Source organism: Lactobacillus sp. ESL0259 (assembly GCF_003693045.1).
GTDB lineage: Bacteria > Bacillota > Bacilli > Lactobacillales > Lactobacillaceae > Lactobacillus > Lactobacillus melliventris.
On sequence record NZ_REHP01000006.1, the window covers coordinates 92,416 to 108,884 of the forward strand.

The 16,469-nt window shown below is 36.8% G+C and carries 11 protein-coding genes; 3 read left to right on the forward strand and 8 right to left on the reverse strand.

From position 1 onward, the window contains the following. Nucleotides 1-29: 29 nt before the first annotated feature. The 8 genes from F5ESL0259_RS04270 to F5ESL0259_RS04305 form a co-directional block, all read right to left on the reverse strand. Nucleotides 30-230 carry a DUF3923 family protein gene (locus tag F5ESL0259_RS04270; RefSeq protein ID WP_122037586.1) on the reverse strand — a complete coding sequence of 67 codons (201 nt, stop codon included), beginning with the start codon at nt 228-230 and terminating at the stop codon, nt 30-32. A gap of 60 nt (nt 231-290) precedes the next feature. Next, a complete protein-coding gene (nth, locus tag F5ESL0259_RS04275) occupies nt 291-920 on the reverse strand; it encodes an endonuclease III (protein ID WP_122037587.1) in 630 nt (209 codons plus the stop codon). Next, nucleotides 921-1,562 carry a DnaD domain protein gene (locus F5ESL0259_RS04280; RefSeq protein WP_046324840.1) on the reverse strand — a complete coding sequence of 214 codons (642 nt, stop codon included), beginning with the start codon at nt 1,560-1,562 and terminating at the stop codon, nt 921-923. A gap of 73 nt (nt 1,563-1,635) precedes the next feature. Beyond that, nucleotides 1,636-2,934, reverse strand: a complete 1,299-nt coding sequence (gene asnS, locus F5ESL0259_RS04285; RefSeq protein WP_122037588.1) for an asparagine--tRNA ligase — start codon at nt 2,932-2,934, stop codon at nt 1,636-1,638. A gap of 67 nt (nt 2,935-3,001) precedes the next feature. Next, a complete protein-coding gene (locus F5ESL0259_RS04290) occupies nt 3,002-3,484 on the reverse strand; it encodes a hypothetical protein (RefSeq protein WP_122037589.1) in 483 nt (160 codons plus the stop codon). Continuing rightward, the gene (locus tag F5ESL0259_RS04295) at nt 3,471-6,260 is read right to left on the reverse strand and encodes a helicase C-terminal domain-containing protein (RefSeq protein WP_122037590.1); all 2,790 of its coding nucleotides are present in this window, start codon (nt 6,258-6,260) and stop codon (nt 3,471-3,473) included. Before F5ESL0259_RS04295 ends, F5ESL0259_RS04290 begins: the two co-directional genes overlap by 14 nt. A gap of 21 nt (nt 6,261-6,281) precedes the next feature. Next, nucleotides 6,282-9,923, reverse strand: a complete 3,642-nt coding sequence (addA, locus tag F5ESL0259_RS04300) for a helicase-exonuclease AddAB subunit AddA (RefSeq protein ID WP_122037591.1) — start codon at nt 9,921-9,923, stop codon at nt 6,282-6,284. Nucleotides 9,924-9,925: 2 nt separating this feature from the next. Further along, a complete protein-coding gene (locus F5ESL0259_RS04305) occupies nt 9,926-13,399 on the reverse strand; it encodes a PD-(D/E)XK nuclease family protein (protein ID WP_122037592.1) in 3,474 nt (1,157 codons plus the stop codon). Nucleotides 13,400-13,474: 75 nt separating this feature from the next. Here F5ESL0259_RS04305 and mvk point away from each other — a divergent pair, with 75 nt between their 5' ends. From mvk to F5ESL0259_RS04320, 3 genes are read left to right on the forward strand one after another with little or no spacing between them, the layout of a single operon-like run. Beyond that, nucleotides 13,475-14,383: a mevalonate kinase gene (gene mvk / locus F5ESL0259_RS04310; RefSeq protein ID WP_122037593.1), complete on the forward strand. Its 909-nt coding sequence runs from the start codon at nt 13,475-13,477 to the stop codon at nt 14,381-14,383. A 3-nt stretch (nt 14,384-14,386) separates the two neighbouring features. Next, nucleotides 14,387-15,346 (forward strand): diphosphomevalonate decarboxylase, encoded by a 960-nt coding sequence (gene mvaD, locus F5ESL0259_RS04315; protein WP_046324847.1) that lies wholly within the window; start codon nt 14,387-14,389, stop codon nt 15,344-15,346. Nucleotides 15,347-15,382: 36 nt separating this feature from the next. Next, nucleotides 15,383-16,465 carry a phosphomevalonate kinase gene (locus F5ESL0259_RS04320; protein ID WP_122037594.1) on the forward strand — a complete coding sequence of 361 codons (1,083 nt, stop codon included), beginning with the start codon at nt 15,383-15,385 and terminating at the stop codon, nt 16,463-16,465. The last annotated feature ends 4 nt before the right edge of the window (nt 16,466-16,469 follow it).

Below are 16,469 nucleotides of genomic sequence, written 5' to 3' on the forward strand. Positions count from 1 at the left end.
CGCTGAAAATAATTTCAGCGGTTCTGTTATTATTTCCTCACAAATAAATAAACAATTAGTTCTATTAGGCCAATAAATGCAAAGAAGATTATTAAAACAGCCAAAGAAATGAGTTTAACGTTCACTGTATTAGCTGTACCCGTGCCATCATAGGGACGCAGCCAGAGAAATAATGCCAAACTTGCAAATAAAACCACTAAAATAATGTTGGTTATGCGCCATATACTCATATTTTTAAACCTCTTTTTAATTAATTTGTTAAAGGAATTATACAAAAATTTTTTAAAATACTATTTTTCTTTTAAATAAGTATAAGGGTCATTCTTGTCCCGTGCTGTCATTGAGTAGCGACCAAATAAAATCATAGCGTGATGTGTATGAATCCATTCACTTTTAGGTAAAATTTCCTCTAATCTCTTTTCTACTTCCAGTGGCTTAGCATTTTGCGGTACTATATGAAAGCGCTTGGAAATTCGTGACACATGAGTATCGACTGCTATCGCAGGTATGCCAAACCCTTCAGCTAAAACAACGTTAGCCGTTTTCTCTCCGACTCCAGGTAAAGAAATCAGACTTTTTTTGTCATGAGGAATTTTACTATCATATTTTGAAACTAAAATTTCAGCAGTTGCTTTTAAGTGTTTAGCTTTAGAATGATAAAGTCCAATTTGAGAGATATGTTTTTCTATTTCCGGAATCGTTGCTGTTGCTAAATTTTTTGGTTCAGGATAGTCTTTCATAAATTTAGGCATTACTCGATTTACCATTTTATCAGTGGTTTGAGCGCTCATTAAAACCGCGCATAATAAATGAAATTTATTATCCCACACCAATTCACTTTTTGCGTCAGGATACATTTTGTTGATACATTCTAAAACTTTTCTGGCTTCTTTAGCACTAAGAATTTTTTCTGTTTCCATTTAGCGATTCCTCCTCAAAAACTTTTGGACCTCACTCACTGTTTTTAAATTATGCCTTTGCCAATTTAACAGAATGCGATCGATGTACTTTAAACTATATGCCTGAGATAAAACAGCTTCCCGCAAAGCCAGCCTGATAATAGCAGGATCATAATGGTCAACGTTTAGCCAAGCAGCAATTTCTTCGCGTTCGATTGGGCTTAAGTAGCGGCCAAATTCAATTTCAAATTGGCGAACTAATTGATTTAGAGGACTGTTGTCAATTACAGAGGTTGAATTATCTTTGCCATTTTTATTGAGGGTACTATCAGTTTTTCCTGCCAACAATTTATCCAGTTTGTCGTACAGCTGGTTAAGGTTATATTTATTTCCAATCATGCCCTTTTGATCAGTTACTTGATCAATTACCAAAAAATTTTGTTCAATTAATTTTTGCAATAAGGATCCAATTTCTGCAACGGAAAAATTAGTGTTGGCCGCAATTTCTTCATTAGTTGGAAAAAAGTCTCCTTTTTGAGCAAACATTTCCAGTTGCAAAATGACCATCATTTCAGCGTCATCAATTTTTAGCTGGGGATAATAAGCTAGCAAACCGTTTGATAACAGAGTTACACCTAAAGCACGGTAATCATTATATTGCATGATTTTTCTCCTTTAAAAAAGTTGAACTAAAGTAATTTTAGTTCAACTTTTAATTATCTTATTGATTTTATTATTAAGGCTCAAGTCTGTTAATCATTCTTGGGAATGGGATAGCTTCACGAACATGGTCTAAATTACAAATCCAAGCAATTACCCGTTCAAATCCCATGCCAAAGCCAGAATGAGGTACGCTACCATATTTACGCAAATCCAGGTACCAGCTATAATCATTTTCATTTAAGCCAGCTTCATGAATTTGTTTAAGTAAGGTATCGTAATCACTTTCACGTTCAGAACCACCCATAATCTCGCCATAACCTTCAGGTGCTAGAACGTCTGCACATAAATATTCCTTAGGGTTCTCAGGATTCTTCTTCATATAAAAAGGTTTAATAGCGGTTGGATAATTTACAATGAAGAACGGACGATCAAATTGTTCAGAAATAAAAGCTTCATCAGGTGCGCCAAAATCATCCCCCCATTTAAAGTCTCGTCCATCATCCTGCAACATTTTTACTGCATCATCATAAGACAAGCGGGTATAATTGCCCTGAGAAGCTGGCTCAAGCTTCTTAGGATCTCTTCCCAAAATTTCCAGTTCATATTGGCAATTTTGTAAAACTTGTCCAGTAACATATGACAAGAACCGTTCCTGCAAAGCAAGAGATTCAGCTTGATGCATCCAGGCCATTTCCGGCTCCATCATCCAGAACTCGGTTAAATGACGACGAGTTTTTGACTCCTCTGCTCTAAAAGTTGGGCCAAACGTAAAAATTTTTCCGAATGCTTCAGCCCCTACTTCACCATAAAGTTGACCAGATTGAGAAAGGTATGCATCCCCACCGAAATATTCAGTATGGAATAATTCCGTAGTTCCTTCGGGAGCAGAATGCATAAAGATCGGAGCATCAAATTTTATAAAATCTTCATTTTCAAAGAAGTCAACAGTTGCCTTGAAAATGACGTTTCTGATTCGCATGATCGCAAATGGGCGCTTGCTTCTTAACCACAAATGCCTGTGATCAAGAAGAAATTCAATACCGTGTTCTTTATTGCCGATAGGATAGCCTTCATTATTAGTAATAAGCTTCAAATCCGAAATCTGAATTTCATAACCAAAGTGAGAACGTTCGTCTTGATGAACAGTCCCCTTGATGTAGAAACTTGCTTCTTGATGCAGTGATTTTGCTGTCTCAAAAACTTCATCTGAAACAGCATTTTTACGAACAACGCCTTGGAAAAATGCTGTACCATCACGTAATTGTAAGAAAACTATCTTGCCACTTGAACGTTTATCCGTCAGCCAAACGTGCATTTGCACTTCCTGGTCGACATGATTGCGACAATCTGCTATAGAAATTAATTCTGTCATAAACTTTTATTCCACTTTCCTTATCATAATCAAATTAATAATACCAAAGTTTGAGCAATTTAGCGACTTAACCTACTAATTTTCCATTTTTAAAATCAAAAAGTTGATAATGATATTCCCCCGCATCATTTTTAGCACTTACTTCCCAAACCGGCTTATTCTGATACCAGCCTAGATTTACCTCAGTAATTTTTGCAGTTGGCCTTTTAGCACTGTATTTGTTGCGGATAACTGCTTCATTAACACCCTTACTTGCTGGATATAGATATGCTTTTTTAGACCCAGGCAAATAAATAAAATAATAGGTCTTATGATTCTTAGTCAGACCTTTTAAAGAATAGCTGTTAATGCCACGATTCAAATGATAGGTCTTTTCGGTGTACTTGATCGGAGTCTTTTGTAGGGCAATTTTGTTAAGCTCGCGGGTTTCTGCTCTTTCAGGATTACCAGCTTTATAAAAAATTATAATAAAAGCAAAGTATAACAATACCAATATTAAGAATACCCATGCTAAAAATTTAAGTGTTTGTTTTGTATCATCTTGTATCATAGTTCTCTAGCTTTTCTTGTAAATCATTCAAAGATATTTTTTTGACTTTAACCGGAACAGCAGCCAGAAAAATAGGACCATAATCTTTAGACCAAATTCTGGAATCTAATATTAAAAATTGCCCTTTATCCTGCTCTCCCCGTATTAACCTGCCCATTCCCTGCTTAAACCGAATAACCGCACGTGGCATCGTATCAGAATGAAAAACGTCAATTCCGCTGTCAATGAGCTGTCTTTGGCGCAATTTAACTTCAGGTAAATCAGGGGCTTCAAATGGCAATTTGGTTGCTATGACCAAATCTACACCACATTCGTGAAAATCTATTCCTTCCCAAAAACTATCTGCCCCAAGTATCAGAGCTTTTTTAGCGATGGCGAATCTTTTGATAATACGATTATTTGACCCGGAAACACCCTGAGCCAAAATTTCAAAATCGCGTAAGTTGGGCGAATTGATAATAGCACTAAAAGTGTTTTTAATTTGTTCTAAATTTGTCATTAGTATTAAAACATGATTTTTATTTACCAAGTCATTTTCAATAATTTGTGTTAGCTTTTTTTCGCAGGTAGGATCATTGATATCTGGAAAATCAGTTACAGATAAAACCTCAAGATGTTTTGCTAATTTAAATGTGCTCGTCCCGATGTATTTTTGGGGTGCTAAGTCAGTTAAGCCCAAAAGCTTAATTATAAAATCAAAACCATTTTCACTAGTCAAAGTTGCACTTACAAATGAAATGTGATCGAAGCGAGCGTATATTTTGTGCAACTCTGGCGTTGCATCCAGCATCAGCCAGCTTAAGTTAGCACTCAAAGGATCTTGAGGATTAGTTAAAGCAACAATAAAGCCTTCTGACTCAACATAAGCTTTTTTACGAAGTAAATCAGATAGCTGATAGCTTTTTGTAATAAAATCATCCAGTTGATCAATTTGGCCTGAAGTTTCACTTAAAATTGCATCCCGGTCAATATTTGAATTGTCAGTTTCATTGTACATCTTAAATAAAATTTGATTGGTATTTTGCCTGATGTCTTCCAGTTTCCGCTGCAGTTCAGTCAGCTTAACTAAAAACTGACTATTTTTGGGAAATAAATCTCTTCCTCTAAAGCTAAGCAGCAAATTACCATTAGCCAAAGTGTTTTGGCTAACAGCCTTTTTCTTTTTGGAGCAAAGCAAACGCTGCAAATGATTAATTACCTTAATTAAATCAAGGATTGCTGGATCCAACTTTTCCAATAAAAAATTAAACTGAACGTCATTACCGTATTGATTAAATACACTGTCATCGGCATAATAAAGCAAATTACGCAAATGGTTGAGAGCTCCCCATAAAGATTCGAACTGAAACGAATCGTTTCTAGAACTGATAACATTGTCTACAAAGCGGTGAGCCTCGTCAATAACAAGATACGGATTTTGTCCCCAAATAGTATCATTATAATGGTTGGCTAAATAGGCATGATTTGTCACTAAAATGTCAGCCTGCTCTTGCCTTTGCCTAGCCAAGTTCCAAAAATCAACGCCCGCAAAAATGCTACCAACGCGAGCATCTCCAGGATGGGCAATTTGAGTAAACAAAGGTGCACGATAGTTAGTGAGCTGCAGTTCGTCTAAATCGCCGGTCTTAGTTTCGGTTAACCATACTAAAATACGCATTTGCAAAACTAAAGTCAACTTATTAGGAGTATCTTGATATAAACTCTGATAAAAGCCATCAAGATCAAGATAATGGCTGCTGGCTTTGACTTCTTCGGCTTTTAAGTCCAACTTGGTAACGTTCAATAATTGGGGTATTTCATGATTAATTATCTGTCTTTGCAAAACTTTTGTAGGCGTAGCAATTACTAATTTTCTATTGGTATATAAATGATAGGAATAAGCAAATAAATAAGAAAAAGTCTTACCGGTGCCATTAGGAGCTTCAACTAATAGTGTCCTTTGCTTTGAGGCGCTTAAAAACTGTTCGATGCGATTAATTAGGTCTACCTGCGGTTGCCGGTAATTAATTTTATTTTGAAACAGCTTCTTTTTTCCGCTATCACTTTTCGGAAAAGTAGTTGACGACTGACCTGCGGTGATTGCTACTTTTTCCTGCTTACGCAAGATTATTTGTCGTACTTGCTGGTATGCAGAAGATAAAGGACGTTTCTCTTTGCGTGCATCATCAGCAATAGTCGTAAAGATCCAAGAAGTGTCGCGAATTAAACCGTGTGCCAAAGAACTTAAAGTGTTAAGAGTAGCTTGGGGTAAACTTTCGAGCCGCTCAATAATTTTTATTAGTAAAACTGCAGTGCCATATGCATCAGAGTCAGCTTTATGGGGGTTTAAATGTTTAATGTGCAATAATGCCGTTAAATCGCTCAATTTATATGATGGTTCCGTAGGAAAAGCAATTTTGGCCAGCTCCACGGTGTCAATTGCACGATTGGTTAAGGGCTCATAACCATGTTGTACTAATTCATAATTTAAAAACGGCAAATCAAAATTGACGTTATGAGCAACGAAAACAGTATCTTTTAAAATTTTTACAATCTTTGGTGCATAAAAAGAAAAATCTTTTGCATGAGCCACATCCTTATTGTGTATATGAGTCAGATTTTGGACCGCTATTGGAATTTCACGGTGGGGGTTTATCATAAACGAATATGTTTTGACAACTTTCATATTTTTAATAATGGCGCAGCCAAACTGGATAATATGATTGTTATCTTCTCGCTGTGTTCCGGTAGTTTCCAGATCAACGACCGCAAAAACGGTCTGCTCAAATGATTTCATTCTGCATTACCCCTCCTTTCTTTACTTAACTTCAACAATTTGGCATGCATCTAATAAGATTAAATATTTAGCTTTAACTTTTTGGTCGGAAAAAGAATTTAAAGCTCTTTCATATAAACGCAATTGCCCCGCATACTTTTGCTTAATTTTGGCGATAGCTAATTCTAAGTGGCTGTGATCGATATGATCAGTTTTATAATCAAACAATATTATGCCATCTTTTTCACTAAAATAACCGTCTATTGTACCATGAATTAAAATTTTTGCATCCGGGTCACTGAAATTGGCAAATAGAACGTCAGCTGGCAGCAGACTTGAAAATTCGACTTCGCGCTGCAGATTTGCAGGATTTTCCCAAAATTTTTGGGCAAAATCACTATGAACAAACCAATTTATTTGTTGCAAATTTAAACTGGCAACAATTTTGCTGTTGAGCTTATTTTGTTTTACTAACTGCCGCACTTCTTCTTCAACTTGGTCTGCTTTGCCTGAGCCATGATAATCATAGTATTGCAGGATCAGGTGCATTGCTGTACCAATTTCTGCCCCGGTAAATTTTGTCTGATATAAAAAATCAGGTTTAGTATCAATCGGTTGCAAATAACGGTTGGTAGAAGAAATCAGGTGCGCGTTTTCCAGTTCAGCATCAAGAGGGTCATTAAAAGCTTTTTTTATTTCAGATACAGACTGATAAGCAGTTGTGTGACTTGCGTCTTGAAAAGGATAACTGAAGTTGTATAATTTTTTGGCATATTCTGTTAACGCTGACACATTATCTTTTTCAGCTTTTTCTGGAACTGCTTGCTCTTTTAAATTGATATTTTCACCCTGATATTGCAGATAAAGCAGCTTTTGACTTGTTTCTGCAGCTAAATTAATATCTGTGATTTTTTGACTTAGAAGTTTCTGCCAGTCAATTGCAGGACCGATGAAACTCATGGGGTTAGTAGCATTAAGTTTACTGCTAAGAGTTATCTGACCATGTTGATTAACTTGATCTTGCCATTTTTTGATAGTTTTTGGTAAATTTTTTAAATCCGCCACTAAGATCAACTTTTGCTTTGCACGCGTCATTCCGACATAAAGGATACGTGCTTCTTCTTCTAAAAGCTGTCTTTTTTTGGTGACATTATCAATTGCTTTGATAAGTGTATCAGCCCGATACTGGGTCTCTTTAATAGTAAGACCTACTGACTTGCTATTGATAATATAGTTATTACTTAAATCCCGCATTTGAAAGAGGTGCTGCAAACCTAAATAGAACACAATGGGAAATTCAAGTCCTTTGGAACCGTGAACTGTCATTAAGCGCACTGAATTTCCTGCTTCTTTAGTTAAAAGTGGTTGAGCCAGGTCTTTCTGGCTACGCCGCATTCTTTCGATGAAATTAATGAATTGGTATAATCCCTTAAAGCCCGCACTTTCATAGGATGCAGCTCTTTCATACAAAGCTTCCAAGTTAACTCTGCGCTGCTTGCCGTTAGGTAGCGACGTCATAATTTCCAGTAAGCTGGTTCTTTCATAAATACTCCAAATCAATTCTGAAATTCTGTGCGTTGCCGCAAATTTGCGCAAATCTTCAAGCTGGTTCAAAAAATCTTTTACTCTCTGACTGAGCTCATCGCCAACAGCCACGTAAGAAGTTAAAGCATTGTAAAAACTAGCTTTGGGGGTATGAATTCTAATAAGACTTAAATCGGGCTCTTTAAAATTAAATAAGGGTGATCTTAAGACGGCTACCAGTGGAATATCTTGGTCCGGATTATCAATTATGCGCAGGTAATTCATAATGATAGTTAATTCCAGAGTTTGAAAGTAATTTTTAGCATCCGTAACCATGATTGGGATATTATTCTTTGCGAATTCCTGCATGATCTCAAGGTTGTTGCTACGGCTTCTGGTTAAAATCACAATATCGCTGTATTTGAAAGGTCTTAAATGATTATCATTAGTTGAAGACTTGTCATAAACTAAGAAGTTTTCCTCTGTGAATTTTTTAATGCGGTTAATAACCATGGCAATTTCAGCTGAATCGATATCATTAGCAGTATCATCCTGAGCAGTATTTTCATCATTATCTTTTTCGTGAAAAAGTATTTCTGTTGCAGCTGGTAAGTTCTCAGGATAAAAGCTCGCTCCATAGACCAGCTGACTTTCAGTTTGATAGTCAATCCCACCAAAGTCTGTGGTAAGAATGTTTTTAAAGACTTGATTAACAATAGCAATTACTGGCCTAGTTGAGCGGAAATTATCAGATAATAAAATTCGTTCTTCTTTTTGTTCATTTTCTTTAAGCGCTGCTTCCTGATATTTATGCAAGAACAAACTCGGTTCGGCCTGTCTGAAACCATAAATTGACTGTTTGATGTCACCCACCATAAAAATATTATTTTGGCCGTCTTTTTTAACCAGCTGCAATATTTTTTCTTGCAGGGGATTGATATCCTGATACTCGTCAACCAATATCTCACTGTATTTATTTTGATAAAAAGACCGCGCCATCTGGGATGCAGAAGTATCCTGACTGAGGATTTGATAAGCTAATTGTTCCATGTCGCTGAAATCAAGAAGATTCTCTGCTCTTTTTAACTGAGTAAAATGATCAATCAATGCCAGCTCAGCTTTTACAATCGCTGACATAATCTGCTTACCCTTTTGCATTAAAGCCAATTGTTCTTGCTCGTCCGTGGCATAAAAAGAAGTAAAAGAGGTAAAAATCTGTTCCGCTGCTGCTTCTTTTACGCTATGACATTCATCATAAAAGGCAATGACATCTTCATCCCACTTCGCAGATTTACGCATACTTCCACGAAAAATACAGTCACGTAGTTTTTCTCTTTGGTCATCGTAGTCGGCATCATTTTTGAGAGCAGCCAAATAATTGGCAAGACATTTTGCAAATAAGTCAAAACTTTCTTTGACTTTATTTAACTGCTTGGTAGCCATGGTAGTACTTTGGCAAAGTTGCGCAATATTGTCAGCTAAACTCTGAAAAAGATCTAATAAATACGGTTTGATTGCCTTTTGCCATAATGAAGATTTAACCACTTCAGGTCCGCATTGATATTTTTGCGGTAGTTCTTTAAGCCAGTCACGATAATCAGGCTTAGTCATGGCATAATTATACAAATCTAGTAATAAATTCTGTGGCGTCTGTGCATCCCTGTCACCAGCAAAATTATCATAGAAAGCAACAAAATCAGCGTCTTTATTTTCTAAAAACTCTCCTTCTATATCTTTTAATGCTCGCTCGCGCATTAGCTCAGCTTGAGAATCATCAGTCAAAATACTGAAACTGGGATCAACGTCAATCACGTAATAAAAATGATGGATTACATCCAGGCAAAAAGCATCAACTGTCGAAATATTAGCAGAGTCGACCAAGTTAAGCTGTTGACGCAGGTATGATTTGGAGGAAGCTTTTTGTAGCTCCGCTAATAATGCTGTTTTAATTCTTTTCTTCATTTCGGAAGCAGCAGCTTTAGTAAAAGTCACTACTAGTAGCTTGTCAACACTGGTTCCGGCAAGTATTTCGTTTATTAAGCGCTGCACTAATACCGTTGTTTTCCCACTTCCAGCGGAAGCTGATACCAAAATATCACGGCCATGATCATTAATTGCTTTTTGCTGAACTGGTGTAAACCGTTTTTCTCCTAGGGACATTCTTATTCGTTCTCCTTTAGCCGTTTTTTGATTTTTTCAAGTAATTCTTCCTTTTTAATATTACCAATTTTATGATATTTATTTTCTTTCAGCATGGCATCAAAAAAGAAAATGTCACGGTAATCTGAATATGTTAAGGCATTGATACCATTGCCGTATTTATAAGGGTTTAATTTTATTTGCCCTGATAAAATTTGACTGGAGGCTTCTTTAATCAGTTCTTCGTCATATTTGAGCAGCAAGTCAAGTTCATCATCTTTAAAAGAACTGCCACTAAATTTTAAAGTGCCATCTTTTTTGGATCTGACCCCGGTATAAAGAGAAGATGAATAGCTTGGCTGTTTTAAATCAGGCTCAGCTTCCAGCATTAATAATTGGTCGTTATTGATCAAACCTGTATATTTAAGCTTAACTTGACCATCTAAATTGGCTTTTTTGACCTGCAAATTATTACTATATAAATCTTTACCATTTAGTCTATCCGTTTGCCTTGTGACAGTTTGGTAAAAAGCACCTAAAAGTGAAAAAGGCGTAGACCCTGCAAAAAACTTTTTATTTTGCAGCAAGACATCCAAATAGGAAACCATTTGTAAAGAGATACCATGATAAAATAATCCTAAATTAAATTTCTTAGCGGAAGACTTATAGTCAATTACTTGAGCTAGTAATTCATTCTGATCAGCAACCCGAGCTAAATCTACTCGATCTATTTTGCCCCTTAAATTGACGTAATGTCTGCCAGAGAGATTAGGAATTTTCAAGTTAAGTCCCTTGACCAGTTCATCATTACCAAAACTAAGTTCTGAATATTTAGCACGTAACGGCGTTTTGGTGACTGCCTTGTGCCAGTTAGTAGCAACTTTAGTAGTGGTTTGGTCAAGACATTTAAATAAAAATTCGTTAAAGGGATCGTTCAAAAGCTGCTTATACCGGGCTTCACTCTGCATTTTAGTGCGCGCCACTTTGAGGAGCTCATTAAGTGTTGGGCCATCAATTTCTTCTAAATCGAGTGAGCGTTCATTTAATTCTTTAACTAACCTGTCAAAAGTTTCATGAAAGTAGTTTCCGGCCTGGATGGTATCAAGTTCATTTTCAAATCTTTTATGCAGATGCAAGCCATAAGTTAGAAAATATTCATATGAATTTTCATAGAATGTTTCTAGCTGAGAAACCGAAGAATTAAGGTTACTGCCGTATAATTTTTGCGCCAAGTCAGGCCCAATGTTTTGGGGTTCATTAATAAATTGGCTTGCGGTGATAACTTTAGTCGTCTTTTGTGGTAAGAGATCACGAGTTAGCTTTAATAATTCTTTTACGCCAATATTTTTTTCAGCCTTATTAAGGTAACCTAAGTAGCCTAAACTTGCTTGGGCATTAGTAATAAAAGACAGTAGCTGACTCGTTTCTTCTGGCAGATTATGCTGCGAAAATTCTGCTGCACCAGCGTTCTTAAACCTTTCATAATAGATTGAAGGTTGAACTGTGTCTCCTTCATCAGAGGCTAAAGAATAAGTTAAGTAAACTTTATCCTGTGCTAGAGCCAGGCAATTACCAAACTGGTAATTTTGATCCCAGTTGCTTAATTCTTGTCTGTCTTCAATATATGAGTCTTCACCAAAATCCTTTTTCAGTTCTGCTAGGTTTTCTGGACTTAAAAACCCGGGAGTGTTTTGTATCTGGGGCAGCCCATTAACCGTTGCGCCCATAATAAAAACTTGTTTATAGCCACTAACTTGAACAATCCCCATTTCAGATAAATTGACTGCATCAAGTGTGGCCGGAATTTGCGAAAAGGTAGCTTCCTTAAAACCATTGATCAGTACATCAAAAAAGCTCTTAAGGTCAAAACTGTCCGGATTAATCAGTAAATAATCATGTAAGAGGTTGATCAATAAGTCCCACACCTGCTCAGACTGACGCGCTTCTTGCAAGGCTCCACTCTCTTGAGCATCAGCACGCCATTTTTCTAAAATATTATTCACACCGTTTCGAGTTAAAAAGTCGAAAAAGGTCGTAATTGCTTTTTGGGTATCTGTCTCATCTTTTAAGCTTTGGAACAACTTGGTAATTTGTTTAACAAAAAAATCCTTTAGTTTATCTATTTTGTTAACTTCTTCTGGTACCTTGTCTAAATCAATTACCTCTGCAGCCATATATTCAGTGAAACTTCTGCGCCAAAGATTATGGTTAATGCCGTGTGCCAGAACAAAATTTTCCAGCTGATCAACATCGTATATATAAGCAGATTCATCTTGATACCACTTCGGGATAATAAGCCTAGTTTTCATGATTGCCAGCATATTTTGCGTTTGAAATGGTCTATTCAACAACTGCGCAATATTTTCAATCAAAACAACCAGAGGATGATATTTCATTTCCTGTTGCAAGTCATTAAAAAAGGGAATTTGATTCTGCCTTAAAATTGGGGTTAAATAGGTTTCGTATTCATGTAAATTAGGTGCCAAAACCAAAAAGTCCTGGTAACGATAATGCCTTAAAGCAACCTGCTGATAAATGGTATGAGCAACGTAATAAGCTTCAGCGTATCTATTGTCAGCACGCACAAGCTGCACCTGATCCAGTTCACCAATTTCACTAACCGTCCCCGTCCAAAATTCATTGAGTAACTCTCTTTTGGTAGGTTTGCGACTAATAGTTGTCGTTGATATTTGATGAGGCAAATTACGAGTTTGAATGTACTGCAATAGCTTATTGATGGTAGTTTGAATAACGTAATCATAGTCTCCCGGTTCAGGTTTAGGGTTAATTTCACCCTCTTTGGTTTTGAAGGCCAAGGTGACGCTATGAGCTTTGGCCATTAGTAATTTGACGGTTAAGCATTCTTGCAGTGAAAAATGGGAAAAATCACTGAAGTAAAAGTCGGTTGTGCTTAGTCCCTTGCAGACAGCCAGATATTCATTTAATTGCAATTGAATTTCATTTGAAGTAGAAAATTTACCTTTAATAGCCTCAATGAAAGCAGAATATAAAATATTCAAATCTGCAACTTTGTTTTTGGTTTCAAGATCAAGAGTATCCAGATCAATCTCGTTAAGGTCCAAGTTACCTTCGCGTATTTGCAAAATTGTGTCATACAATTGTTTGAGCAAGCCGGGATTTAAATTGGTAGTTTGAAAGAGATGCAGCTGCTCTTTTTTTTGCTCAATGATTTTTGCTAAAAGCATAGCCGCTGCAGCATCATCCAGCTCTGTTGGTAAGCCCTGCTTAGCATCTTTTAAGAAGAACCAGGCCAACCTGGAAAAAGATAAAACTTGTAAATTTTTCACTGATTGCTCTGTCTGGTTTTTACTAACAGCTAGCCTGTTAATTGCCCTGACTTCTGTGGTAAACTTAATGTGATTAGGAACGATGACAAAAGTTTTATGATTAGGAAAACGCTGATAATTTTCTATTGCTTCCTGTAAAACTTTTTCCTGCATGGGATCGGTTTGCCGACCTAGTAAAATTTTAATCATCTGTTCTGCGCTCCTTTGCCATTATTTTAGCATAGGAACTAAAAATTTTTAAAAACAATAAGGATCTTAAATAAAATGAAATCAAGTTTTTTAGGACACGGAAAAGTTATTTTAATTGGTGAACATTCAGTAGTTTATGGCTACGATGCTTTGGCATTGCCAATCACTTCTTTGCATATTAAAACAACTGTAGAACCATCTGAAAAAATGTGGATGGATACGGCTCATTATCAGGGGCCTTTTTTTATGGCTCCGGATGAATATGATGGCTTAAAATATGTAGTTAAAACAATGTTAAAAAAAGCCGCAAGTCAAGCAGCTCTTAAAATAACCTATACGGGAGAGATTCCAATTGAACGCGGCTTAGGTTCCAGCGCCACCGTGGCACTGGCGACTACGCGCGCAATGAATGATTATTTCCACTTAAATTTAACTGAAACTGAAATTATTAATATAACTAACCACGCAGAAATGATCAACCATGGTAAAGCATCGGGCCTTGATGCTGCCACTGTTAATTCTGATTGCCTCATCTTTTTTAATCAAAAAGATGGTCCCAAGCCGCTAAGGTCGAAATTACAAGCTACCTTACTTATCATGGATACAGGTGATTTGGGTAGTACGAAAAAAGCTGTCACTCAAGTTCATAAGTTTCTAAATGAATCCCCGACAGCGCAAAACAATCTTGAGCAATTAGGTAGATTAGCTGATGAAACTAAAACTGCCTGGTTAAATAAAGATGCAGCGACAGTAGGCTCATATTTTAATCGGGCTCAAGAAATATTGCATTCATTTAACCTTTCAACTGGTAAGATTGATCAATTACAAAAAATAGCTCTCGCAAATGAGGCCTTGGGTTTTAAATTGTCTGGCAGTGGACTGGGCGGCATCGTGATTGCTTTGTGTCGCAATGAGGATGATGCTTTTAAAATAGCCCATAAATGTCAAAATATTGTGGCACATAGTTGGATTGAGGAAATTTAATTTATGGAAAAAACAGTTCGTGCTCATACCAATATTGCCCTGATCAAATATTGGGGAAAAGCAAACCAAAGCCTGCGTTTACCACTAATGTCCAGTTTGTCTATGACACTTGATCAATTTTATACTGATACTAAAGTTTCTGCAGGTCCTAAAAACCAGTTTTGGTTAAATGGCGTTGAACAAAGCGGACACAGTTATCAAAGGGTTTTTTCTTTTTTAAAACTGTTACAAGAAAAATTTGACGTTAAGGGTAATTTAAAGGTTGAGTCAGTTAATCACGTTCCTACAGCTGCAGGCCTGGCCTCTTCCAGTTCTGCTTTTGCGGCCTTAGCCGGAGCCTTTTGCGTGCACTATGGTATTAATCTGTCAGCAGTTGAACTTTCCCGTCTGGCTCGTTGGGGTTCAGGTTCAGCCAGCAGGTCAATATATGGCGGCTTTGCGATTTGGCAAAAAGGTACTGATAATGAATCATCCTATGCATATGCTTTAGATGAAAAACCCCAAATGGATCTACAACTATTAGTGGTTGAACTGGATAAAAACCCTAAAGAATTATCCTCTACTCAGGGCATGAAACAAGCACAAACCTCTCCTTTTTTCAGGCCGTGGCTTGAGCGTAATCAAGCTGAGTTGGCCCAGATGGTTGCTGCTATCAAAGCAAATGATTTTTCAAAACTGGGTAGCTTAGCAGAATTAAATGCGTGTGAAATGCATGCTGTTAATTTAACTGCCCAACCGGGTTTTACATATTTTGAGCCTGCAACTATTAAAGCAATCAAATTAGTAGCTGATTTGCGCAGGCTTGGTATAGAATGTTACTTCACAATAGATGCCGGACCTAATATAAAAATCTTAAGTCAATTAAAAAATGTAAAAGATATTACTAAGAGGTTTGTATCCGAATTCCATAATGTTAACATAATAAATGCAAGTTTTGGTCCAGGTATTTCATGTCTGAACTAGTTAATGTAAATTAATTGATTAGGAGATTTAATTCTTTTGATAACAGAACAAGCACCCGGAAAATTATACATAGCTGGCGAGTACGCAGTATTAGAACAAGATTGTCCTGCAATTTTAGTCGCAGTCAATCAGTTTATTCGCGTTTCAATCATTAAGTCGAAATCAAAAACTGGTTTAATCCACTCTAAACAATATTCTCAAAGCTCCATTCATTGGGTTAGAAATGGCGCAAAAATGGTTATTGACAATCGTGATAATCCATTCGAATATATTTTGGCTGCAATTTCATACACGGAACGTTTCTGCTTGGAACAAAAAGTCAAGATGAAAGTCTATGACTTATATGTCAATTCAGATCTTGATTCTTCGGATGGGAAAAAATATGGTTTGGGCTCCAGTGCTGCAGTTACAGTAGCCACAGTCAAAGCAATCTTGCGTTTTTATAATGTTGCTTTTAGTAATGAATTAGTTTATAAATTATCAGCCATTTCTCATTATTCAGTTCAAGGAAACGGTTCGGCTGGTGACATTGCAGCCAGTGTTTATGGTGGCTGGATTGCCTATCAGACTTTTGATAAACAATGGCTTGCTAATGAACTGGCACATAAAACATTATCTGAAGTGGTCAATGAAGCCTGGCCTGGTTTGAAGATACAACTTTTAACCCCTCCCGCCGGCTTAAAACTAATGATTGGCTGGAGTCAAAAGCCTGCCTCCACTTCACGGCTTGTTGATGAAACTAATGCCAATAAGGCCGCCTTAAACGGACAATATCAAGAATTTCTCAAACTTTCGCGTAAATGCGTACTAAAGATGATTGCCGGATTTGAACAACAAGATATTCAGTTAATAAAAAAGCAAATTCGAGTTAACCGTAAATTGTTGCAACATTTTGCACAAATAAATCAAATTGCAATTGAAATTCCGCGACTTTCCCAACTGATCAATATCGCCGAATCATTTGGAGGAGCTGCTAAAACTTCCGGTGCCGGTAATGGCGACTGCGGTATTGTAATCGCTGATGCAAATACAGATACTGCCTATCTTGAAGATAAATGGCGCCAAAACGGTATAATGCCGCTAGACTTTCGCGTTCACCAAATTCGGGTTGCAGACTAGAGGA